Source organism: Tenuifilum thalassicum, from assembly GCF_013265555.1.
Lineage (GTDB): Bacteria > Bacteroidota > Bacteroidia > Bacteroidales > Tenuifilaceae > Tenuifilum > Tenuifilum thalassicum.
The window spans coordinates 1,820,248-1,841,701 of the sequence record NZ_CP041345.1 but is presented as its reverse complement, the minus strand read 5'-3'; the positions used below and the strand labels follow the sequence as shown (position 1 = coordinate 1,841,701).

Annotated in this window: 20 protein-coding genes and 2 tRNA genes; 16 read left to right on the top strand and 6 right to left on the bottom strand. The window is 37.1% G+C overall.

Features of this window, described 5'->3' with window-relative positions; translation table 11 throughout:
- The first annotated feature begins 118 nt into the window (after positions 1-118).
- Positions 119-943, top strand: a complete 825-nt coding sequence (locus tag FHG85_RS07790) for an HAD family hydrolase (RefSeq protein WP_173074640.1) — start codon at positions 119-121, stop codon at positions 941-943.
- On the opposite strand, the gene FHG85_RS07785 is transcribed toward FHG85_RS07790, so the two are convergent.
- Positions 940-1,458 (bottom strand): DUF7935 family protein, encoded by a 519-nt coding sequence (locus FHG85_RS07785; protein WP_173074638.1) that lies wholly within the window; start codon positions 1,456-1,458, stop codon positions 940-942. The two genes, FHG85_RS07790 and FHG85_RS07785, sit on opposite strands and share 4 nt — an antisense overlap.
- Before the next feature lie 109 nt (positions 1,459-1,567).
- Between FHG85_RS07785 and FHG85_RS07780 the strand changes: the two genes are divergently transcribed.
- The 3 genes from FHG85_RS07780 to FHG85_RS07770 all read left to right on the top strand — a co-directional run bounded on the left by FHG85_RS07780 (position 1,568) and on the right by FHG85_RS07770 (position 4,519).
- The gene (locus FHG85_RS07780; protein WP_173074636.1) at positions 1,568-2,761 is read left to right on the top strand and encodes a pyridoxal phosphate-dependent aminotransferase; all 1,194 of its coding nucleotides are present in this window, start codon (positions 1,568-1,570) and stop codon (positions 2,759-2,761) included.
- 79 nt (positions 2,762-2,840) lie between these two features.
- Positions 2,841-3,878, top strand: coding sequence for an endolytic transglycosylase MltG (mltG, locus tag FHG85_RS07775; protein ID WP_173074634.1), 1,038 nt, complete (start codon positions 2,841-2,843; stop codon positions 3,876-3,878).
- 11 nt (positions 3,879-3,889) lie between these two features.
- Positions 3,890-4,519: a SagB/ThcOx family dehydrogenase gene (locus FHG85_RS07770; RefSeq protein WP_173074632.1), complete on the top strand. Its 630-nt coding sequence runs from the start codon at positions 3,890-3,892 to the stop codon at positions 4,517-4,519.
- Between the two features lie 80 nt (positions 4,520-4,599).
- Here FHG85_RS07770 and FHG85_RS07765 read toward each other — a convergent pair whose 3' ends face one another.
- Genes FHG85_RS07765 through FHG85_RS07755 form a run of 3 tightly spaced genes read right to left on the bottom strand, consistent with a single transcriptional unit; the run spans position 4,600 to position 7,237 of the window.
- On the bottom strand, positions 4,600-5,037 hold the full coding sequence (locus FHG85_RS07765; RefSeq protein ID WP_173074629.1) for a GNAT family N-acetyltransferase: 438 nt from the start codon (positions 5,035-5,037) through the stop codon (positions 4,600-4,602).
- A gap of 1 nt (position 5,038) precedes the next feature.
- Positions 5,039-6,448, bottom strand: coding sequence for an NfeD family protein (locus tag FHG85_RS07760; RefSeq protein ID WP_173074627.1), 1,410 nt, complete (start codon positions 6,446-6,448; stop codon positions 5,039-5,041).
- Between the two features lie 36 nt (positions 6,449-6,484).
- On the bottom strand, positions 6,485-7,237 hold the full coding sequence (locus FHG85_RS07755) for a menaquinone biosynthetic enzyme MqnA/MqnD family protein (protein ID WP_173074625.1): 753 nt from the start codon (positions 7,235-7,237) through the stop codon (positions 6,485-6,487).
- A gap of 95 nt (positions 7,238-7,332) precedes the next feature.
- On the opposite strand from FHG85_RS07755, the gene purB reads away from it, so the two are divergent.
- Both purB and FHG85_RS07745 read left to right on the top strand, forming a co-directional pair.
- Positions 7,333-8,712: an adenylosuccinate lyase gene (purB, locus tag FHG85_RS07750; protein WP_394366217.1), complete on the top strand. Its 1,380-nt coding sequence runs from the start codon at positions 7,333-7,335 to the stop codon at positions 8,710-8,712.
- Between the two features lie 177 nt (positions 8,713-8,889).
- Positions 8,890-10,707, top strand: a complete 1,818-nt coding sequence (locus FHG85_RS07745; protein WP_173074623.1) for an ABC transporter ATP-binding protein — start codon at positions 8,890-8,892, stop codon at positions 10,705-10,707.
- Between the two features lie 95 nt (positions 10,708-10,802).
- On the opposite strand, the gene FHG85_RS07740 is transcribed toward FHG85_RS07745, so the two are convergent.
- Positions 10,803-10,891 (bottom strand) — tRNA-Ser (locus FHG85_RS07740).
- Between the two features lie 132 nt (positions 10,892-11,023).
- On the opposite strand from FHG85_RS07740, the gene FHG85_RS07735 reads away from it, so the two are divergent.
- Positions 11,024-11,218, top strand: a complete 195-nt coding sequence (locus FHG85_RS07735; RefSeq protein WP_173074621.1) for a DUF6132 family protein — start codon at positions 11,024-11,026, stop codon at positions 11,216-11,218.
- A 40-nt stretch (positions 11,219-11,258) separates the two neighbouring features.
- Here FHG85_RS07735 and FHG85_RS07730 read toward each other — a convergent pair.
- Positions 11,259-11,348: transfer RNA gene (locus FHG85_RS07730), tRNA-Ser, on the bottom strand.
- A 251-nt stretch (positions 11,349-11,599) separates the two neighbouring features.
- Between FHG85_RS07730 and FHG85_RS07725 the strand changes: the two genes are divergently transcribed.
- The 9 genes from FHG85_RS07725 (at position 11,600) to FHG85_RS07685 (ending at position 21,429) form a co-directional block, all read left to right on the top strand.
- On the top strand, positions 11,600-11,872 hold the full coding sequence (locus FHG85_RS07725) for an HU family DNA-binding protein (protein ID WP_173074619.1): 273 nt from the start codon (positions 11,600-11,602) through the stop codon (positions 11,870-11,872).
- Between the two features lie 81 nt (positions 11,873-11,953).
- Positions 11,954-12,655: a TrmH family RNA methyltransferase gene (locus FHG85_RS07720; protein WP_173074617.1), complete on the top strand. Its 702-nt coding sequence runs from the start codon at positions 11,954-11,956 to the stop codon at positions 12,653-12,655.
- A 46-nt stretch (positions 12,656-12,701) separates the two neighbouring features.
- Positions 12,702-13,415 (top strand): LytR/AlgR family response regulator transcription factor, encoded by a 714-nt coding sequence (locus FHG85_RS07715; RefSeq protein ID WP_173074615.1) that lies wholly within the window; start codon positions 12,702-12,704, stop codon positions 13,413-13,415.
- 1 nt (position 13,416) lies between these two features.
- Positions 13,417-14,607 (top strand): aspartate aminotransferase family protein, encoded by a 1,191-nt coding sequence (locus FHG85_RS07710; protein ID WP_173074613.1) that lies wholly within the window; start codon positions 13,417-13,419, stop codon positions 14,605-14,607.
- Positions 14,608-14,618: 11 nt separating this feature from the next.
- A complete protein-coding gene (locus tag FHG85_RS07705) occupies positions 14,619-15,524 on the top strand; it encodes a hypothetical protein (RefSeq protein WP_173074611.1) in 906 nt (301 codons plus the stop codon).
- A 79-nt stretch (positions 15,525-15,603) separates the two neighbouring features.
- A complete protein-coding gene (locus FHG85_RS07700; protein ID WP_394366216.1) occupies positions 15,604-17,637 on the top strand; it encodes a dipeptidyl-peptidase 3 family protein in 2,034 nt (677 codons plus the stop codon).
- A gap of 123 nt (positions 17,638-17,760) precedes the next feature.
- Entirely contained in the window at positions 17,761-18,291 is a 531-nt protein-coding gene (locus FHG85_RS07695) for a response regulator transcription factor (RefSeq protein WP_173074609.1), read from the top strand.
- A gap of 318 nt (positions 18,292-18,609) precedes the next feature.
- On the top strand, positions 18,610-20,664 hold the full coding sequence (gene htpG, locus FHG85_RS07690) for a molecular chaperone HtpG (RefSeq protein ID WP_173074607.1): 2,055 nt from the start codon (positions 18,610-18,612) through the stop codon (positions 20,662-20,664).
- Between the two features lie 432 nt (positions 20,665-21,096).
- Positions 21,097-21,429 carry a hypothetical protein gene (locus FHG85_RS07685; RefSeq protein WP_173074605.1) on the top strand — a complete coding sequence of 111 codons (333 nt, stop codon included), beginning with the start codon at positions 21,097-21,099 and terminating at the stop codon, positions 21,427-21,429.
- Positions 21,430-21,454 lie beyond the last annotated feature (25 nt).

The following is a 21,454-nucleotide window of genomic DNA, read 5'->3' as shown; positions in this document are numbered from 1 at the left end:
TATAATCGTTTCAATAAGTACGGATTTATAGTTCTTCTATAATTTAGGTTTATAACGTGTTACGTTAATACAATATTTGTCGGATATCAAGTATCTTTGCAGAAAGATTAAAGTAGTAATGATAAAATTGGTAGCAACAGATCTTGATGGTACGCTTCTTCGTTCCGATTTATCTTTTAATAAGCGAGATATTATGATGCTTGAAGAATTGGGAAGAAAAGGGGTTGTTCGGGTCATTGCTACTGGTAGGTCACCTTATTCGGCTTCAACTGTTTTAGACGATAATTTCCCAATTGATTTCCTTGTTTTCTCTTCGGGAGCTGGGGTAATGCGGTGGAGTGATAAATCAATTATACATACAAATGAGCTTTCGGAAAAGGATGTAAACCAGGTTGTTCGGGTTTTATTAGAACTTAATGTCGATTTCATGATTCATGAACCAATTCCGCTTAACCACTGTTTCCATTTCCATAAAACCGGAAATCCAAACGCTGATTTCGACAATAGAATAAGTTTGTATAAGGCATTCTCTCAACCGTTCGCAGTAGGGTTGCCATATCCTGGACCTGCATCGCAAATACTATCTGTACTACCAAACAATATTGCCCTGTTTAATAGAATTGCCAAGCAGCTTGGTCCAAATGTTCAAGTTATAAGGGCAACGTCGCCGCTTGATGGGGAATCTATTTGGATGGAAATTTTCCCAATGGGAGTTTCAAAATCAAATGGCTTAGCATGGCTTTGCGAAAATGAGTGTGGCATTTTACAAACCGAAGTGTTGGCAATTGGCAATGATTATAACGATTTGGATATGCTGAAGTGGGCAGGGATGGCATTTGTTGTTGACAATGCCCCCGATGAGTTGAAATCAAACTTTAGCACAGCGCCAACAAATAACAATGCAGGTTTTTCATTTGCAGTTAATGAATCAAGTAAACCTTAATCTAAGATATTTTTAACCTCCTTTTTTAGGAAATCTATTGCTATTGTTGTTGGGTTAGCATCCAGTTCCGAAAATGTTTCGAGTATCTTTCTGCTTAGTTCAAAACTGCTATCGTTTGGAGCTACCTTTTCGCTGCTAATGTTAATCAGGCTGATAATATTTTCTTTCGCATTTTTTACTAGTTCCCAAGCTTCTTTACTTACATAGAGCTGTTGTGAGAGGTTATGCTCCCATTCTGCTCTAATGTTACCTAAAAGGGAATTTTGGAAGTCGCTGGCTAACATCCCTTTTTTGTTTACTCTTACTAAAATTGATTCGGGCGATATTCGTTCCAAGAAAAGGATCAAGCGTTCGTATGCTTGCAATCGCATAGGAAGTGTAATTTTTATGGTATTAAACATCAACTCCGATTTTTGACGTTGAGTCTCGTTCTTAATCAGGATTCTTAGTGCAAGATATCCTGCAAGAAAGACCATTAATGCAGGAATGGTTATTTTAAGGATTTCAGCAAACATATTTTTTATTGTTTTTAAGCAGATTCAGTTATCAAGTATGATAAATTACTGTAATTTTGATTTTTTAAAATTAGCAAAAAAGTCTGATAGTTCTCTAAATCTTGAAAAAATGGAAAAAGTTTCGTCACGTATAGCATCACTTGAGGAATCGCAAACCATAGCGATGAGTAAGAAATCGCGCGAGTTGGCTGCCCAAGGTGTTGATATTATTAGCTTAAGCGTTGGTGAGCCCGATTTTTTTACGCCCGACTTTGTTAAGGAGGCAGCCAAAAAAGCAATCGATGAAAATTATTCATTTTATACCCCTGTGGCTGGTTATAAGGAGCTCCTTGAAGCCATATGTAACAAGCTTAAGCGCGAGAATGATTTAGATTATAAGCCTGACCAGATTGTAGTCTCTGGGGGGGCTAAACATAGCCTATCAAATGTATTGATGAGTATTGTTGATAAAGGCGACGAGGTAATTGTACCTGCACCATACTGGGTAAGCTATGTAGAGCTTGTTAAGCTTGCAGAGGGTAAAAGTGTTGTGGTTAATACTACCCTAGAAAATAATTACAAAATAACTCCAGAGCAGCTTCAAAACGCAATTACACCAAAAACCAGGGCTTTGCTTCTTTGCTCACCCTCAAACCCTACAGGTAGCATTTATTCTTACGATGAGTTAAAAGCCATTGCAGAGATAGTTGAGAAGCATCCAAATATTATTGTTGTCTCCGATGAAATATATGAGCATATTAACTTTGTTGGTAAGCACCAAAGCATTGCTCAGTTTGAGTCTATTCACGACCGTGTGGTAATTATTAATGGCGTTTCAAAAGGGTATGCCATGACGGGATGGCGCATTGGCTTTTCTGCTTCACCAAAATGGATTGCTAATGCCTGTGAGAAACTTCAGGGACAGCAAACATCAGGCGTTTGCAGCATTGCCCAGCGTGCTGCTATTGCCGCTTTAAACTCCGATGGAGAGTATACACAGCAAATGCGCAAAGCATTTCAACGTAGGCGTGATTTAATGTATGAGGGGTTCTCTTCAATACCTGGTTTCAAGCTAAATAAGCCCGATGGTGCCTTTTATATTTTTCCTGATGTGTCAGAGTTGTTTGGAAAACAGTTCAATGGTGAAACCATCAATACAGCAATAGATTTAGCCATGTACTTTTTAAACCAGGCTCATGTTGCTGTAGTGCCTGGTTCTGCTTTTGGCTCTCCTAATTGCATCAGGCTGTCCTACGCTACTTCCGACGATAAGTTAAAGGAGGCTATCGATAGAATACGCAATGCCGTTTCCCTTTTAAAATAGAAAAATATGTTTGTTTAAAAGCATCGGGCTTTGATAGGTCCGATGCTTTTTATATATTCGTATTAAAACACTCAAAAGAATGAACTTGAAATTAAAGAAGTTTTGGGTTTTAATGGGCGTGTTAGCTCTGATTGTTGTTTCTGTTCTGGTAATAAGACACTTAGTCGTTTTTCGGACTAACAACACGATAAATGAAAAAGAGGTATTAGTTTATATCCCTTCTGGTGCAGAATATAAGGATGTGCTTGATACATTAAAAAGCAGTAAAGCAATTAAAAGCATTGAACGGTTCGATAAGGTGGCAAAACACTTTTCTTATCCTGATGCAGTTAAGCCAGGATGTTACGCCATTAAACCAGGTATGAACAATGTTCAATTAGTTCGCATGCTTAGGATTGGCCATCAGAAACCCGTAAGAGTTATTTTTACTAGTTTAAGAACTTTTAATGACCTTGCAGGCCGGATTTCAAGACAAATCGAGGCAGATTCCGTATCCCTCCTTAGGTGTTTTACCTCCGATTCTGTTGCTTATAATCGTGGCTTTACTCCAGAAAATTTTATGGCAATGTTTATCCCAAACACCTACGAGTTTTACTGGAATACAAGTGCTTTAGGGTTTGTTAAGAGAATGTTTAAAGAGTATAATCGTTTTTGGAACGATAAGCGCAAACAAAAAGCAGAAAGAATTGGACTAACACCAATTGAAGTATCAATCCTTGCCTCTATTGTTGAGGAGGAAACAAATGTGAAATCAGAGATGCCAACTGTAGCTGGGGTTTACTTGAATAGGTTGCGTAAACGCATTCCGCTACAAGCAGACCCAACCATTAAGTTTGCTATTGGCGATTTTTCAATTCGAAGAGTACTTAATCGTCATTTAGAAGTGGATTCACCTTACAATACCTACAAAAACAGAGGGTTACCTCCTGGTCCAATTCGTATACCTTCTATTACAGCCATTGATGCTGTGCTTAATGCCAAGAAACATAGCTATCTGTATTTTTGTGCATCTCCCGATTTTTCGGGACGTCATGTATTTTCCAAAACATTATCTGAGCACAATAGGAATGCAAATGCTTACCGCCGGGCTTTGAATAAAGAAAGAATATATAGATAAATAAGGTTGCTATGAAAAGAACATTTACATTGGTTGCGCTTTTAACAGGTATGTTGGGATTTTCTCAACCAGGAACAATTGTCAAGTTACCACAGCCTAACAAAGCGAGGGGTAAAACTATTATGGAAGCTTTTGCCTTAAGGGCTTCGGCAAGGGAGTTTAGTAGTGCAAACATAGATTTGCAAGATGTAGCCGATTTATTGTGGGCTGCAGTTGGTATTAACCGACCAGAAATAGGTAAAAAAACAGCTCCTTCTGCAATGAACACCCAAGATGTTGATGTTTATCTTATCAATAAAGAGGGTGCTTATGTTTATAAACCCAAGGAGCACGCCCTAATGCTGGTGAATGAAGGTGATTTTCGTTCAGCTGTAGCTGGAGCTCAGAAATATTTTGATAATGCAGCTCTGTTTCTTGTTATGGTTTCCGATACATCGCGTTTTAAACAGGGCAATGCTTCACAAAAAATGCAACTAGCCGCAATGGATGCAGCAATTGTTTCACAAAATATTAACCTTTTCTGTGCTGGTGTTGGGCTTAAAACTCGACCTAGAGTATACATGGAAAAGGACAAATTACGCAAGGTGCTAAATCTTAGCGATAGTCAAGTGCTTTTAATGAACAACCCTGTTAGCAAGTAAAACTTGATAATTTAATAAAAGGCCACCTTATTGACTAGGGGCCCTTTTTTTATAGAATTATTGGATTAAGTATTCAATAGTTATGTGTTTATGCTTTGTAGGTCTCTAATAATATAAACATCGTAGTCGCCTAAATATTGAAAGCCAAATTGTTTGTACAGGTTAATCGCTCGGGTATTATTTTTATGTACTTCGAGCTTAACCTGGTAACCTTTTTCTTTAACATATATCAGTGATTCAATTGTTAGCCTTTTCCCTATTCCTTTTCCTTGATATTGTGGATGCACACCAACATGATGAAGATGAATCCTTCGTCCATCGAATGTCATCCAACTTGTTCCAATAACCCTGTTTTCTTGGGTTACAGCTACTAGGAGTTTACCTCCCATTTTAATGCTTTGCATAATTATTTCGAGGTTATCTCCACGTTTTGAATTGCCTAAGTCAGTTAGCTGCCAAACCTCATTCAACTCTTCAAAATCGTTTGGAGTAAAATCGCGAATGGTAATGTTTTCCATATTAGCTGATTTTAGTGACGTATAGTTGCCCTGCCTCGTCTTTGGTGATTTTTATTTTGCTCCCTTTTTCAATATAACCAAATTCTGCAATAGCGTCGTACCATTCTCCATCTATTTCAACTTTACCTGCTGGGCGGAGTGTTGTTATTGCCGTACCTTCAGCTCCAACCTTGCTCTTTATTTTAGAATCAATGCCGATATAACCATCCTCGTTGGGTAAGTTGTTTTGAAGAGCAAGGTTTGGGAATAATGATGACGTTAAAACCTTGCGACTAAGGTATATCCCCGCTATTAAACCTAGAAATACCGAGAGCACAACTATTCCAAATGGTTTAAGAATGGTTAGGATGTTAAAGGATACTGGGTCTCGTAGAGTTTCGTTATCGACCATTGCTAGTGTTAGTCCTGCAACCATAAGTATAATTCCTGAAATTCCTGTTATCCCAAAGCCAGGAATAGCAAAAATTTCGACCATTACAAGAATTACACCAAGAATAAAAATAACGATTTCCCAATTTTCGACAAGACCCTCTATATATAACGGGGCAAAGTAAAGAATTGCTGCAACAACAGCAGCGGCAATAGGGAATCCTATCCCAGGCGTTTGTAGTTCAAAGTATATTCCCCCAATAATAACCATGATAAGTAACCCCGATACCATTGGATTTGTAAGAAATCCTATAATTCCATCAATAAGCGATGGCCGAAATTCAATAACAGTATACTCCTTTATACCGGCATGCTGCATCACTTCGTTGATGTTTTCTGCCTTACCTTCACAGTATCCGTATTTGATGGCTTCTTCAGTGGTGAATGTTAAAACCTTGCCTGTGTCAATAATCCCATCAATATAGATTGATGGGTCTACCATGGCTTCTGCAATTCTTGGGTCTCGCCGCCATTTTAGTATCGTGTCAGTACCAGTAATTATGGTGTCGTAGCCTTTGGCTTCAGCAGTTGCTCGCATGGTACTTCGCATAAACGATTGAAACTTATCGGGTACCACTTTGCCCGATTGGTCTACTACCGTAGCTGCTCCGATGCTTCCTCCTTTGCGCATATAAATGCTATCGCAGGCAATAGAAATCAGAGCTCCCGCTGAAGCAGCTTGGTTGTCAATGAAAACCCAAACAGGTATTGTGCTGTTCAGAAACTTTGTTCTAATTGAGTCGGCAATGTTAACCATGCCACCATATGTGTTCAGGTGGATGAGGATGATATCGGCATTCTTTTGCTTGGCCTCGTCAAAACCAACTTTCACCGACCGCCAGGCAGCAGGCATGATGTTTTCCTTAATGTTAATCTTATAAACTAACTTCTTTTGTGAGGTACTATCTTGGGCCGATGCTGTTGGTATAAGATATATAAGGAAGAGAAATGCTAATACTCTTTTGAACTTTATTGTTTTCATAACTACTATATTCTTTTTTGTAAAGATAAAAAAATGCTACAAATCTATTGTGTTTGATAACTCTTGAAATAGTTCTATTGCCTTAAGTTTTTCTTCATCAAGCCTGTAGGAAATGTTATGTTTTAAGTATTCAATGGCCTCAGAACGGCAAATAACTAGCTGATTAAATTCATCAACAGCACTTTCAATTGAATTAACTCCAAGCTCTAAACCGTTGTTTAGCTCCTTGATGAACTCATCAGATAATTTTCGTTTTGAAACCCACACAGCAAAAACGAATGGTAACTTGTAGAAGTTATACCATTCTTCTGATAGGTCAATAATATTACTATAGTATTTCTCTGCCTCAAAAACTCTATCACCTATAAGCAAAATAGCTTCATTTTTTTCAAGAGATTTATAATTGTCGGTTGGTTTTAGGCTAACAAATTCTGGTGAGATTTTCCAAACCCTTTTGCAAAGGATTTTAACGAGAAGAACCGAAGTGCGCGATTGGTAATCGAGATAAATTTTTCTTATATCGTTCAGCTTATTATTACTAATAAGTGTAACGGAGCGTACAGGACCAACAGAGCCTATACAAAAGTTACTTACAATGTGATAAGAGTCAAAGTCGTTTAACGCACCCACCGGTAGAAGACTTAAATCAGCTTCATTTTTTAAAAGTTTTCGAGCACATTCAGCGGGGTAGTCATATAGTAACTTTATCTTTTTGTTAACCGACGAATGCTTTAACCCATATGCAAATGGTGCTGTGTTTAAGTACGATATTGCTGATATTTTGTACATTTCTTATCTCCTTATTTGATGCTAATGTAGCAATTTTAGGGAATAGAACTATCCTCTTATAAAAGTTGTAATGGGTAATCCTTAAATATTTATTAATGTTTAGTATTTTTGGGAAAATTTTAGAAAAAATGCAAAACAACAGCTTGTATGCTATATCTCCAATTGATGGTAGATATATTAATAAGGTAGAGGAATTAAAAGAATTTTTCTCAGAATTTGCGCTTATTAAATATAGAGTTTGGGTTGAAGTTGAGTATTTTATTGCTCTTTGTAATATACATTTGCCCCAGCTCAAAGCTATCGATAAAAGTTGCTTTGAGAATCTCAAAGATATATACAGAAACTTTTCAGAGTCCGATGCATTAAGGGTTAAAGAGATTGAACGTGTAACAAATCATGATGTTAAAGCAGTTGAATACTTCCTTAGAGAAAAGTTTGATGAGTTAAATCTATCAAATTTTAAGGAGTTTATACATTTTGGATTAACCTCGCAGGATGTGAACAACACCTCTTTCCCTGCAATGCTTCGCGATGCATTAAGCAAGCAGTATTATCCAAATTTAGAAAACCTTATAGATAAGCTAAAAGAGCTAAGCACTGAATGGGCAGATATCGCCTTGCTGGCACATACTCATGGACAGCCTGCTTCGCCTACACGCTTAGGTAAGGAAATTAGGGTTTTTGTTGAGCGAATAGAAGTACAGCTGAATCAGCTTCGGCAAATCCCATATTCGGCAAAATTTGGTGGTGCAACTGGAAATTTTAATGCACACCTTTTGGCTTACCCTAATGTCGATTGGGTTGCCTTTGCTAACCGCTTTGTAAATGAACAGTTAGGGTTGAGCAGAAGTCAAACAACTACTCAGATTGAGCATTACGACAATCTGGCTGCTATGTTTGATTGCTTAGCAAGAATCAATACAATACTAATTGATTTGAGTAGAGATTTTTGGACCTATATCTCTATGGAATACTTTAAACAGAAAATTAAAAAGGGAGAGGTGGGTTCTTCGGCGATGCCGCATAAGGTAAATCCCATAGACTTTGAGAATGCCGAAGGTAATCTGGGAATCGCTAATGCATTTTATGGTCATCTTTCTGCTAAACTACCCATTTCGCGTTTACAGCGCGATTTGACGGACTCTACTGTGATTAGAAATATTGGGGTTCCGGTGGCTCATACCTTAATTGCTTTTAAATCAATACTAAAAGGTCTTGATAAACTTATTGTAAATAAAGATGCTATTGATAAAGACCTAGAAAATAATTGGATGGTTATTGCCGAAGGAATACAAACAATACTCCGCAGAGAAGGATATCCAAATCCCTATGATGCCCTTAAGCAGCTTACAAGGACAAACCAAAAGGTTACACCTGAGACTTTTAAGGAGTTTGTTAACTCCTTGGATGTGAGCGATGTCGTTAAGAGTGAACTGCTTGGGTTAACTCCTTTTAACTACCTTGGTATTAAATAGTTTTAAGATAGGCCCTAAAAATTATCTACATTGCAAATTTCACCAATTATTTACCTTACCTTTGCGAGGTTTCTGTTTGCCAGTAGGTTTTGGCAAACATATTGCTATGTTTTTTGAATAATGATTAAGTTTATGGTTGTTTACCATTAAGATTCATCTTGTTTTAATTAATGTATTATGAAGAAGTTTTTTGGTTTACTCAAATATTTAATTCCTTACAAGTGGCACGTTGTTGTTAACGTACTATCCAATGTGCTGGCAGCTATTTTTTCCCTATTCTCTTTAGCAATGCTAATCCCTTTTCTGCAATTGCTTTTTGGAACGGTTCCTTTAGTAGAGGTAGAGCCTGAATTTACACTTTCTGCAAAAGGGATGTCTAACTACCTTAACTATTTTCTTAGTTCTCTTATTAAAAACCACGATCAGGCTACAGCCCTTCTCTTTGTTATAGTTCTTGTTGTAATAGCTTCGTTTCTAAAAAATATGTTTACATATCTTTCTTTATTCTATTTAGCACCAATACGTACTGGTGTTTTAAAAGACATGCGGAACAAACTATACCGAAAGGTTGTTGAGCTTCCATTAGGTTTCTTTACCGAGGAAAAGAAGGGAGATATCATTAGTAAGATGACAAATGATGTAAATGAGATTGAAGTTTCAATTATTCGCTCCTTAGAAATGTTTTTCCGCGACCCGATAATTATAATAATTCACCTTATCGGGTTAATTTATATTAGCCCACAGCTAACGCTCTTTGTTCTTATTATTCTTCCTCTTACTGGTGGTGTAATAGGTAGAGTAGGGAAGAATCTTCGGAAAACATCATTCAAGGGGCAAACCAAAATGGGGATTATTCTTACAATAATTGAGGAAACCATTGGTGGGCTCAGGGTTATTAAAGCATTTAATGCTGAAAAGAAGGTAATAGCTCGATTTGAGAGCATGAATAGCCTTTATACTCTTCTTATGAAAAAGATGTGGCGTCGCCGCGACTTAGCCTCGCCTTTAAGTGAGTTCCTTGGAACCATTGTAGTAGTTCTTGTTTTATGGTATGGGGGGAATCTGATTTTTGATGGGAAAGGTAACCTAGGTCCCGAAGCCCTAATAGCATACATTGGTATCTTTTACATGATTATTAACCCGGCAAAGTCATTTTCTAATGCTTACTATAATGTGCTAAAAGGAATGGCCTCTGCCGATAGGATAGACAGTATATTAGTAGCAGAAAATCCTATTAAGGTTAAACCAGGTGCCAAGAAAATTGAATCTTTTAATAACGAGATTGAATATCGAAACGTTAGCTTTAGGTACGAAAACGACTGGGTGCTCAAAAATATCAACTTAACCATTAAAAAAGGAATGACGGTTGCGTTAGTTGGTCAATCGGGCTCAGGAAAGAGCACTATGGTCGATCTGTTACCTCGTTTCTGGGACGTTACTGAGGGAGAAATCCTAATTGATGGGGTTAACATTAAGGATTTAGATATGGTTTCGCTTAGAAACCTTATGGGAAATGTAAACCAAGAACCAATTCTTTTTAACGACAACTTTTTCAATAATATCGCATTTGGTGTTGAGAATGCCAAAATGGAAGACGTAATAGCAGCTGCTAAAATTGCTAACGCTCATGACTTTATTATGGCAACTCCTAACGGATATCACACTAATGTAGGCGATAGAGGAAGTAAATTATCGGGAGGCCAACGCCAGCGTGTCAGTATTGCACGTGCAATACTTAAGAATCCTCCAATAATGATTCTCGATGAGGCCACAAGTGCGCTTGATACTGAATCGGAACGACTAGTTCAGGATGCTATCGATAATCTTATGAAGCATAGAACATCGCTAGTTATTGCCCATAGGCTTTCAACTATTCGCAAGGCCGACCTGATTTGTGTGCTTCACGAAGGCGAAATTGTGGAACGAGGAAAACATGAAGAGCTGTTGGCGATTAATGGTTACTACTCAAAGTTACATAGCATGCAGCTTCATTAGGCTCTTAATTTGGAATTCATCAGTTTTACAGATAGTTAAATCTCATAAACCAAAAAATAAAAAGCAGGAAACAAACGTTTCCTGCTTTTTATTTGCGGAGAGAGAGGGATTCGAACCCTCGGACCCAGTTACCCAGGTCAACGGTTTTCGAGACCGCCCCGTTCGACCACTCCGGCATCTCTCCTTAAACCTTAATCATTGGGTTTGCAAAAATATATACTTTAAAGGTAACTACAAACATTTGTATCGATATTTTGTTCGTATATTTGTATGAATATATGTTTATTTGTAAATGTTAGTGTTTAAAAAGAATGGTATGAAAGCATTTAGCTGGTTTAAAAGAAACAAGAAGGTAACTTACCCTGTTTTGGGAGCAATTGTTGGAATTGTTGCAGGTTACTTGTACTATTTTTATGTGGGTTGTAATAGTGGCTCATGCCCAATAACCTCTTCACCATGGGGTAGTATGGGAGTTGGAGGGCTAATGGGATGGTTGATAGTATATAAATAAAAAACCGAAGGTTTTTTCCTTCGGCTTTTTTATAATTTTTTGGCGGAGAAAGAGGGATTCGAACCCCCGGTCCGCGTAAACGGACAACGGTTTTCAAGACCGCCGCATTCGACCACTCTGCCATTTCTCCGCTGCAAAAATAGTTGCTTTTTTTAATTCTACAAAACCCAATAAAAAAATATTTAAAAAAATTACTTCAGACTTGCGCTATATCTAAAAAATACAATAAATTAGCATTGAAAAATGAATTTTTGCAGAAAAACCAATAAAAATGCTTGTTTTGACGAAAAAAAATTGTAAAACACTTGCAATTATTAATAAATGTAATAATTTTGTCTTTGATAGTCAACTAACTATTATTAACCCTAAAATTTATCAATTATGAACAAAGCTCAATTAATCGATGCTATTGCTGCTGAAGCTAAACTTACTAAGGCTGACGCAAAAAAAGCTTTAGATGCTTTTATCAAGACTACTAGCGATGCTCTTAAAAAGGGTGATAGAGTAGCTCTTGTAGGATTTGGTTCATTCTCAGTTGCTCAAAGAAATGCAAGAACTGGTCGTAACCCACAAACTGGCAAACCTATCAACATTCAAGCTAAGAAGGTGGTTAAATTTAAAGCTGGTAGCGAACTTAGCGACAAGGTTCAATAATTTATTACTTAAGGTAATTCAAGGGAGAATTCATTTTTGAGTTCTCCTTTTTTATTTTATTTTTGCTATATGCAAAAAGTTATGGGCCATAATAATTCCTTGAATAAAAAGCTTATTGAGCATCTTTCTCAATTTGTCTTTGAGCGAAGATTTAATCTATTTAACGAGGTAATAAAGTACCGTACAAGATACGTAACGGTAGTGCTTGAAGATATATTTCAAGCACAAAATGCAAGTGCTGTTCTTCGGACATGCGACTGCATGGGTGTTCAGGATGTGCATGTTATTGAGAACAGGAATAAGTTTAATGTTGATTCTGAGGTTGATATGGGAGCATCCAAATGGCTCACCTTAAAAAGGTATAATAGTAAGGAAAATAACACCTTGGAAGCAATTAATAATCTTCGAAAAAATGGTTACCGTATAGTTGCTACTACGCCTCATACCAATGATTGTAGCATTAAAGATTTCGATATTACCAAAGGTAAGTTTGCGCTTTTGTTCGGTACAGAGCTTACCGGTTTAAGCAAAAATGCACTTGACAACGCCGATGAGTTTGTCAGAATTCCCATGTACGGGTTTACAGAAAGTTACAATATTTCAGTATCTGTTGCTCTTACCCTATATGAATTAACATCTAGGCTTAGGGAAAGTGAAATCGATTATTTACTTAGCAATTCGGAACGCGACGAAATAATTTTAGATTGGCTTAGGGCTACAATTCGTAACGCACACTTAATTGAAAAGAGGTTTGTTGAAGATTTTGATAAGCATTTAATGTGAAATTAATTTCAATTTTGTAAATTAGTAGAAATTCAAAATACATAATATGAATTGCATATTGGTTGATGATGACGAAATGTCTCGCAGACTTATAGAGGATTATATATCAAGAGTTGATTTTGTCAAACTGGTAAAATCATTCTCTAATCCGGTAGAGGCATTAAGTTTCTTGAATAGCCAACCTGAAAATATTCATTTAATATTTTTGGATATAGAAATGCCAGAAATGTCGGGTCTCGATTTTATTGAGGTTGGGGGCACTAACCCACAAATTATTATTGTTTCGTCCAAGGAAAAATATGCGCTCAAAGCATTTGACTACAGCGTTACCGATTACTTGCTTAAGCCAATCACATTCCCTAGGTTTTTAAAAGGGGTTTCTCGCGCATATGAAAAATATAATGCTCAGCGTTCACCTTTCGACGATAATCGCGAGATCTTTATAAAAAAGAATAACTCCTTGGTTCGTGTAAGATATGGAGATATCCTTTGGATTGAAGCAATGGAGAATTATGTTATTGTTGTTACACCCAACGAGCGATTCACCATACATTTAACTATGAAATCGCTTGAGAGTCAGCTACCTAGTGAGCGTTTCAAAAGAGTACATCGATCATATATTGTTAATGTTGGAAAAATTGAGTCCATTGAGGATAACATTATCACAATAAAAATTTTAGATGGTAAGAAAACAATTCCAATAGGAAAATCGTATCGCGATTTGTTGTTAAAAGAGTTAAAAATGATAAGCAATAAGTAGGATGAATACTTTGAGGCAGCTTTTTCAAAAGCATTTAGCCCAAACTTCTGATTCCCCCCTAATGCTCGAAATAAATAAAGCTGAGGGGGTTTTTCTATTCGGGCCAAATGGTGAGGAGTATTTCGATTTGATTTCTGGAATTTCCGTAAGTAATACAGGTCATGGAAATCCTGAAATTGTTAGTGCCGTTCAAAAGCAGGCGGCAGATTACATGCACCTTATGGTGTATGGCGAGTATGTTCAGAAACCCCAGGTTGAACTTTCCGAAAAACTTTGTAGCATTTTGCCAGAAAACTTAAATTCTGTTTATCTGGTAAACTCTGGAAGCGAGGCTGTTGAGGGTGCTCTTAAGTTGGCCAAGCGTTTTACTGGACGCTCCGAAATTGTAGCATTTAAGAATGCCTATCATGGAAGTACACATGGTGCTTTAAGTATCATGGGGTGCGAGGAGCAAAAGCGAAATTTCAGACCACTTTTGCCCGATGTTCGTTTCTTAAACTTCAATGTTGAAGATGATTTAAAGCAAATAACTGATAAAACGGCTTGTGTTATTGTTGAACCAATACAGGCAGAAGCAGGCATTAGGATACCTAGCCTTCAATATGTTAAAAAACTTAGAGAACGGTGCAACGAAACAGGCGCCTTGCTAATTTTTGATGAGATTCAAACTGGAATCGGCCGTACAGGAAAAATGTTTGCTTTTGAAAAACTTGGCGTTGTCCCAGAAGTACTTCTCCTTGCTAAAGCTTTTGGAGGGGGGATGCCACTTGGCGCATTCGTTTCCTCACAAGAAATAATGAGTGTGCTTACAAATAATCCTATTCTGGGACATATTACAACATTTGGAGGCCATCCTGTTTCTTGTGCCGCATCGTTGGCTGCATTAAATTTTTTAAGCTCCAATAAAATTGTTGATGAAGTCGATAATAAGGGCAAAATTATTGCTGACGAATTAGCAAAGCATCCCCTTGTGAAAGAAGTACGCCAAATTGGATTAATGATTGCAGTAGAACTTGGTTCGTTTGAAAAGGTTCAGGCTTTAATCCAATACGGCCTGAAGCATGGTTTCATTGTGGACTGGTTTTTGTTTTGTAACACTGCAGTGCGCATTGCACCACCTCTTATTATTACCGAAGAGCAATGTAGGAGAGTGGCTAAACTAATTACTGATGGTTTAAATTCAATAAGCTAAATGATATGTCTATGAGGTTTTATAAGATTCTTTTAATTGCGTTTCTACCATTTCAATCCCTAGGACAAAGTATCGATAGCTTACAGGTTAAATTAGATAGTCTGTCATCACTATTTAAACAGATACGAGAAGAAACATCTTACTCTAAGCGCGATTCCCTGAACAATATCTTTTATTCTGGTTTTAAAAATCTTTTAAAACATGATGAGAGTTTTGAATTTTCGTTTGATTCTATTCGCTTTGGTAAATTGAAATCGCCCGATGGAGCATTAAAGGTTTACACATGGAATACTCCACAACCCGCAGGGTATCAGAAGTACTATGGCTTTATGCAATATAAGTTGCCAAGCGGTAAGGTAAAACTTATTGAGCTAAAAGATTCTCGAAAAGAGATAAAAGACCCTAGAAATGAGCAGCTAGATGCCTCAAAATGGATGGCTGCTTTATACTATCAGCTGATACAATTTAGCAGAGGTAATAAAAATGTTTACATCTTATTGGGATTTGATTATAATAACCTTTTCACCTCTAAAAAGATTATTGAGGTTGTTACGTTTGACAATAATGGTAATCCCTTGTTTGGACTGCCTGTTTTTAATGTCGACGGGAAATACCATCTCTCTAGAATTGTTTTTGAGTTTAATGCCAGGGTAAGTATGGTGCTTAGGTATATTGAGGATAGTAAAGTAATTGTATTTGATCACCTTTCTCCGTCAAGTTCTGAGTTTATTGGCGATTTGCAGTATTATGGCCCAGATGGTTCATTTGATGGCTTTAAGCAAGAAAATTCAGAATGGATTTATGTTAGAGATCTTGATTTAAGAAATCCACGTAGGGAAAGGCCAAAACCTGTTGATGCCCCTGTCGAAATAAAAGAACCTGGCTTTCTCTATAAATCTAACCTGTTTGGGAAATAGGCTTAGCCGTTATTTTTATAACTTTGAAGGCTTTTAAACCATAAGCCAATTCAATTTGTTTAATTAAATCATAACATCAATGAGAAAGCTAATGACCCTAATTTGTCTAGCAACAGCTGGATTCGCATTAAGTGGATGTGACTCTGGCAAAGAAAAGGAGGATTTTAAATGGCAAGTTGATCAGTTTGCCGACATTAGAATAATGCGTTATCAGATCCCTGAATTTGAAAATTTAACACCCCAACAACGTGTACTTATCTACTACTTAAGCGAGGCTGCTAAATGCGGTCGGGATATTATTTGGGATCAGAACTACAAGCACAACCTGGCTATACGCTCTATTCTTGAAGCCATTTATAAAGGATACTCTGGAGAGCGTTCTGGCGAACAATGGGAGCAGTTTATGGTGTACCTAAAAAGAGTTTGGTTTTCTAATGGCATTCATCATCATTATTCAACCGATAAAATTCTACCTGGTTATCAAATGGATTACTTTACCAAGCTCATTAATCAAACTCCCGATTCGCTTTTCCCTGCTGAATTAGGTAATAAGGTGCAAATTATTGAAAAGTATGGACCAATCATCCTAGACCCAAATATTGCACCCAAAAGAGTAAACCAGGAAGCTGGCGTTGATATGGTTGCAACATCGGCGTGTAATTATTATGAAGGGGTTACCCAAAAAGAGGCAGAAGAGTTTTACGCCAAGATGGCAAACCCAAATGACTCAACTCCCATTTCGTACGGATTAAATTCTAAACTGGTTAAAGAGAATGGTAAGATTACTGAGAAAGTTTGGTTTGCTGGTGGAATGTATGGTAAGGCTATTGAGCGTATTGTCTATTGGCTTGAGAAAGCAAAATCTGTTGCTGAAAACGATCATCAACGTAATGTAATTGCTAAGCTTATAGAATATTATAAAACTGGTGATTTGAAGCAATTCGACGAGTATAATATATTATGGGTTAACGATTTACAGTCGAAGGTTGATTTTGTTAATGGCTTTATTGAAAATTATGGCGATCCCTTAGGATATAAGGCAAGTTGGGAATCTGTTGTAAACTTTAAGAACGAAGAGGCAACTCGTCGTACTCAAACGATTAGCCAAAATGCACAGTGGTTTGAAGATCATTCACCTATCGACGACCAATTCAAGAAGAAAGAAGTAAAAGGTGTTACTGCAAAGGTTATTACGGTTGCCCAGCTTGGTGGCGATTGCTACCCCTCAACTCCTATTGGTATCAACTTGCCAAATGCCGATTGGATTAGAAAAATTCATGGTTCCAAATCGGTTACCATGGATAATATAACCTACGCATACGATCAAGCAGCTCTGGGGAATGGCTTCCTTGAGGAGTTTGCATGGTCAAAAGAGGAAATAGACCTTAACAAGAAGTATGGTTATCTAGCAAGCAGCCTCCACACCGATTTACATGAGTGTTTAGGCCATGGCTCTGGACAGCTAGCTGAAGGTGTAAAAGGCGATGAGCTCAAGAACTATGGGTCACCATTGGAGGAGGCCCGTGCAGACTTATTTGCCCTTTACTATATTATGGATCCTAAAATGGTTGAACTTGGCTTAATGCCTAATCTCGATGTTGCTAAGGTGGAGTACTCAAACTATATCCGCAACGGATTAATGACTCAACTTACTAGGGTTGAACTTGGCAAAAATATTGAACAAGCCCATATGCGTAATCGACAGCTAATTGCTAAATGGTGCTATGAGCATGGTAAGGCTGATAATGTTATTGAACGCAAAGAGCGTGATGGTAAGGTTTATTTCGTCGTTAATGATTTTCAGAAGCTTCGCAACCTTTTTGGCACTCTGCTAAAAGAAATTCAACGAATTAAATCAACTGGCGATTATGAGGCTGGAAAAGAACTTGTTGAGAAGTATGCTGTTAAGGTTGATTACGAACTTCACAAACAGGTGCTTGAGCGTTTTGCTAAATTAAATATTGCACCTTATGGCGGATTTATGAATCCGAATATTGTCCCAGTAATTGAAAACGATTCAGTTGTTGATGCAAGAGTTGAGTACCCCGATAACTATGTAGAACAGATGTTGGAGTATTCAAATAACTACTCTTACCTACCATTATACAACTAATAATTAAAATGGCACTTTTTTAAGCCGGGTTCTTTGCCCGGCTTTATCCTTTTTAATTGGTTTAACGTTTTTTTTATAAATTTGTATAACAATTCATTGATGTAAGTTTGTTTAATTGTTTAAATGGGGGTAATTGATAAAATTAAAAACTCAGTAGTCATCTATATTGTTGACTATAGCATAGAGTGGTCGGAGTTGTTGGAGAATGGAATTGACTGTGGCGAATTAGTAGAAATAAAAAAATTCTCAACAGGCGAAGATTTCATTGAATATATCACTAATACAAGGCTTAATAAAAGGAAAACGCATATTGTGTTGTTAGGTTATTCTTTTTATGATGAAAAAAATCAAACGTTAATGAATGGGATTGAAATCTTAGAGGCAATTAAAAGATTTAAACCTTTCTTTAAAGTAATAATGCTTGCCAATGAGGATGAACAGGAATATGGTGGCTATGTTAAAAAAATAGGAGTGGAAGCTATTGTAAATAAAGATGATAATGCTTTGCTACGAATAAACAACTACGCTGCCATTTTACGAAGTAGGCATGCAATTGAGTACCGAAAAAAAGATTTAAAAAGAGTTTTATTCTTTTGGATTACATTGCTGGTACTACTTTCTATAACATATTTTTTCATGAATAACACACCATAGAAAAGATGTTTGATTCTTAATTTCATTGTCTATCATTTTCTATGGTTGATTCTTTTTCTACTACTAATAATTTTCTTCAAGTTTATTTTCTGTCAAGATTTAGTTAACTTTCTTTTATTGACTGACAAAAATACATTGCTGTTGTCTAAATGGCACAGGTTGCATGTATAGTGTCTGAGTTTTAAGTATCAGATATACAAATAGATAGAAGAATGGCTTCTTTCCTGATACTATGATTCATTTAAATGGCATTCTAATTGTAAAACAAGATTGGAATGTTAAAAAAAGAAGTGTTTAACAATAAATTAATATAGAGCCATGCAAAAAGGAAAGATTGGTGTAACAACCGAAAACATTTTCCCGATTATAAAGAAATTCTTGTATTCCGATCACGAAATATTCTTACGGGAGTTAATCTCAAATGCAGTTGATGCAACCCAAAAAATTAAAACGCTAGCCTCTGTTGGTGATTTTAAAGGCGAATTAGGTGATCTTACCATTCGGGTTAAGGTTGATAAGGAAAAGGGAACCCTAACCATTAGCGATAGTGGTGTAGGAATGACTGCCGAAGAAATTGACCGTTATATTAATCAAATAGCATTTTCGGGTGCCGAAGAGTTTTTAGAAAAGTATAAAACACAGGCCAATGGCATTATTGGGCATTTTGGTCTTGGGTTTTACTCATCGTTCATGGTAAGCGATAAGGTTGAAATAGTTACACGCTCTTGGAAAGATGGTGCAAAACCAGTTCGTTGGGTTTGCGATGGAACGCCAGAATATCAGATTGAAGATGCTGAGCGCGAAAATCGTGGAACCGATATCGTTCTTCATATTAGCGATGATTCAAAAGAATTCCTCGAGGAGCATCGCATTGAGGAGTTACTACGTAAGTATTGCCGTTTCCTTCCAATTCCTATTGCTTTTGGTACAGTAAAGGAGTGGAAAGATGGCAAAGAGGTTGATACTGGAAAAGACAGAATAATCAACGATACCAATCCCCTTTGGACTCGCAAACCCGCAGAACTAAAGGATGAGGATTATCAAAAGTTTTACCGTGACCTGTATCCTGCTCAGGAAGAACCTCTTTTCTACATCCATTTGAATGTCGATTACCCCTTTAATCTTACAGGTATTCTTTATTTCCCTCGTATTAAAACTAATTTCGACATACAGAAAAACAAAATTCAGCTATACTGCAACCAGGTTTATGTAACAGATTCGGTAGAAGGGATTGTACCTGAATTTTTGACATTATTGCATGGTGTTATTGATTCGCCAGATATTCCTTTGAATGTTTCACGTAGCTACCTTCAGAGCGACTCGAACGTTAAAAAGATTTCATCGCATATCACCAAAAAGGTAGCCGATAGGCTACAAGAGATATTCAAGAACGACCGCGAGCAATTCGAAAAGAAATGGGACGATCTTAAGCTTTTCATCACCTTTGGAATGATAACCGATGATAAGTTCTACGAACGTGCTGAGAAATTTGCGCTATTTAAGAATGTTGACGACAAGTACTTTACCTTTGAGGAGTACGAAAAGCTAGTAAAGGAAAACCAAACCGATAAAAACAAAACGCTAGTTTACCTTTACGCAACCGATAAGGAGGCACAACACAGCTACATAGAGGAGGCAAAAGCTCGTGGCTACGATGTGCTGATGATGGATGGACAGCTTGACCCCCATTTTATCAATGCTTTAGAAACTAAGTTGAAGGATACCCGTTTTGCTCGTGTAGATTCCGATGTGATAGATAAGCTCATTGTAAAAGAGGACAGAAAAGAGGTTAGCTTACCTGTAGAGGAACAGAATGATTTAAGAGCTGTTTTCGAGGGTGCGCTTCCTTCAAAAGAGCACTATTGGGTTTCGTTCGAGGAACTTGGCGAAAATGCTAGCCCTGTTATCATTACCCAGTCGGAATTTATGCGTCGTATGAAGGATATGGCTGCCATGAGCCCAACCTCTAGCATGTATGGTAGCATGCCCGATAGCCGTAACCTAGTTGTAAATGTATCCCATCCATTAGTTAAGGCAGTAATTGATGCGAAAAGCAAGCAGCTTAGCGATAAACTTAATGAGATAACCGAAAAGATTAAGCCCTTTAAAACTAAAGTTGATGAGCTTGAAAAGGCTCAAAGGGATAAGAAGGATGAGGAAATCCCACAGGCTGATAAAGATGCTCTTGCTGATGCGCAGAAGGAACTAAATAGGCTTGAGGACGAGCGCGCTGAAGTGCTTAAGTCATTTGGAAAAGATTACAAACTAGTTAAGCAGCTTATCGACCTAGCCCTACTAGCAAATAATTTGTTAAAAGGTGAGGACTTAAGCCGGTTTGTAAAACGCAGTCTTGAGCTTATTAAGGTGGAGTAACGTGCAAATTCTTTAGCCATAGTTTTTAGAGCCCCACTTTTTGGGGCTTTTTTCTTGTCCTAATTTTCACAATTAAAGACTAAGAATAAATTTGGACCATTTAATCTATGTTGATTTTACATTCTTTTAAACCATCTGAGTCAAACTAGTGTAATCAATAACATTTGAATCTTTTGGAAAATAATAGATTTGAGGGTGTTTTCAGAACCAAGCGGTTAGTATATTATGTGCATAATCCATAACCGGATTTGGTGCAACAAAAAAATTGGATGTCAGGTGTTGATATAAACGTATGTATAAAATAGTTGTTAAGAAACTTGACTTGTATTTTTTTTTTGATTTTTGTATTGCTATTCAATTAGTTGGCCAACAAGGGAGTAGCAGGCGGAATCGAAAAGCCTGAAGAGAGTAGAAAAACAAAAATGTAAGAATATGAAAAAGTTAGTTACCGTTATCCTTTTAACATTTTCATTTGGCACACTGATTGCTGAAAACGAAACAGAGGTAAAAGCTAGTCCCGAGCAGAAAACCGAGAGCATAATAGTTGTTATGAAGCAAGGTATGTTAAAACAGTTTTACGATTATCAATTACAGGTCGATGAGAAGACTTGCTACGCAAGTTTTACATTGGAAACTGATTGTGGAAATGGAACAATAATACACTATTCATTTTTTGTTTGGGGAACCTGCTCGCCCGATTTTTACAAGAAAGCAGTTTTGGCTGTTTTTGAAGTAGCAGAGGAATATGATAGAATTCTTTGCTAAAATGAAAGGGATGCTAATATTTTAG

Coding starts and splice junctions, on each gene's coding strand:
- FHG85_RS07790 (WP_173074640.1), top strand. CDS start 119: ATGATAAAATTGGTAGCAACAGATCTTGATGGTACGCTTCTTCGTTCC.
- mltG (WP_173074634.1), top strand. CDS start 2,841: ATGAACTTGAAATTAAAGAAGTTTTGGGTTTTAATGGGCGTGTTAGCT.
- FHG85_RS07720 (WP_173074617.1), top strand. CDS start 11,954: ATGGGCCATAATAATTCCTTGAATAAAAAGCTTATTGAGCATCTTTCT.
- FHG85_RS07760 (WP_173074627.1), bottom strand. CDS start 6,448: ATGAAAACAATAAAGTTCAAAAGAGTATTAGCATTTCTCTTCCTTATA.
- FHG85_RS07705 (WP_173074611.1), top strand. CDS start 14,619: ATGAGGTTTTATAAGATTCTTTTAATTGCGTTTCTACCATTTCAATCC.
- FHG85_RS07685 (WP_173074605.1), top strand. CDS start 21,097: ATGAAAAAGTTAGTTACCGTTATCCTTTTAACATTTTCATTTGGCACA.
- htpG (WP_173074607.1), top strand. CDS start 18,610: ATGCAAAAAGGAAAGATTGGTGTAACAACCGAAAACATTTTCCCGATT.
- purB (WP_394366217.1), top strand. CDS start 7,333: ATGTTTAGTATTTTTGGGAAAATTTTAGAAAAAATGCAAAACAACAGC.
- FHG85_RS07755 (WP_173074625.1), bottom strand. CDS start 7,237: ATGTACAAAATATCAGCAATATCGTACTTAAACACAGCACCATTTGCA.
- FHG85_RS07765 (WP_173074629.1), bottom strand. CDS start 5,037: ATGGAAAACATTACCATTCGCGATTTTACTCCAAACGATTTTGAAGAG.
- FHG85_RS07785 (WP_173074638.1), bottom strand. CDS start 1,458: ATGTTTGCTGAAATCCTTAAAATAACCATTCCTGCATTAATGGTCTTT.
- FHG85_RS07700 (WP_394366216.1), top strand. CDS start 15,604: ATGAGAAAGCTAATGACCCTAATTTGTCTAGCAACAGCTGGATTCGCA.
- FHG85_RS07735 (WP_173074621.1), top strand. CDS start 11,024: ATGAAAGCATTTAGCTGGTTTAAAAGAAACAAGAAGGTAACTTACCCT.
- FHG85_RS07695 (WP_173074609.1), top strand. CDS start 17,761: ATGGGGGTAATTGATAAAATTAAAAACTCAGTAGTCATCTATATTGTT.
- FHG85_RS07770 (WP_173074632.1), top strand. CDS start 3,890: ATGAAAAGAACATTTACATTGGTTGCGCTTTTAACAGGTATGTTGGGA.
- FHG85_RS07745 (WP_173074623.1), top strand. CDS start 8,890: ATGAAGAAGTTTTTTGGTTTACTCAAATATTTAATTCCTTACAAGTGG.
- FHG85_RS07715 (WP_173074615.1), top strand. CDS start 12,702: ATGAATTGCATATTGGTTGATGATGACGAAATGTCTCGCAGACTTATA.
- FHG85_RS07710 (WP_173074613.1), top strand. CDS start 13,417: ATGAATACTTTGAGGCAGCTTTTTCAAAAGCATTTAGCCCAAACTTCT.
- FHG85_RS07725 (WP_173074619.1), top strand. CDS start 11,600: ATGAACAAAGCTCAATTAATCGATGCTATTGCTGCTGAAGCTAAACTT.
- FHG85_RS07780 (WP_173074636.1), top strand. CDS start 1,568: ATGGAAAAAGTTTCGTCACGTATAGCATCACTTGAGGAATCGCAAACC.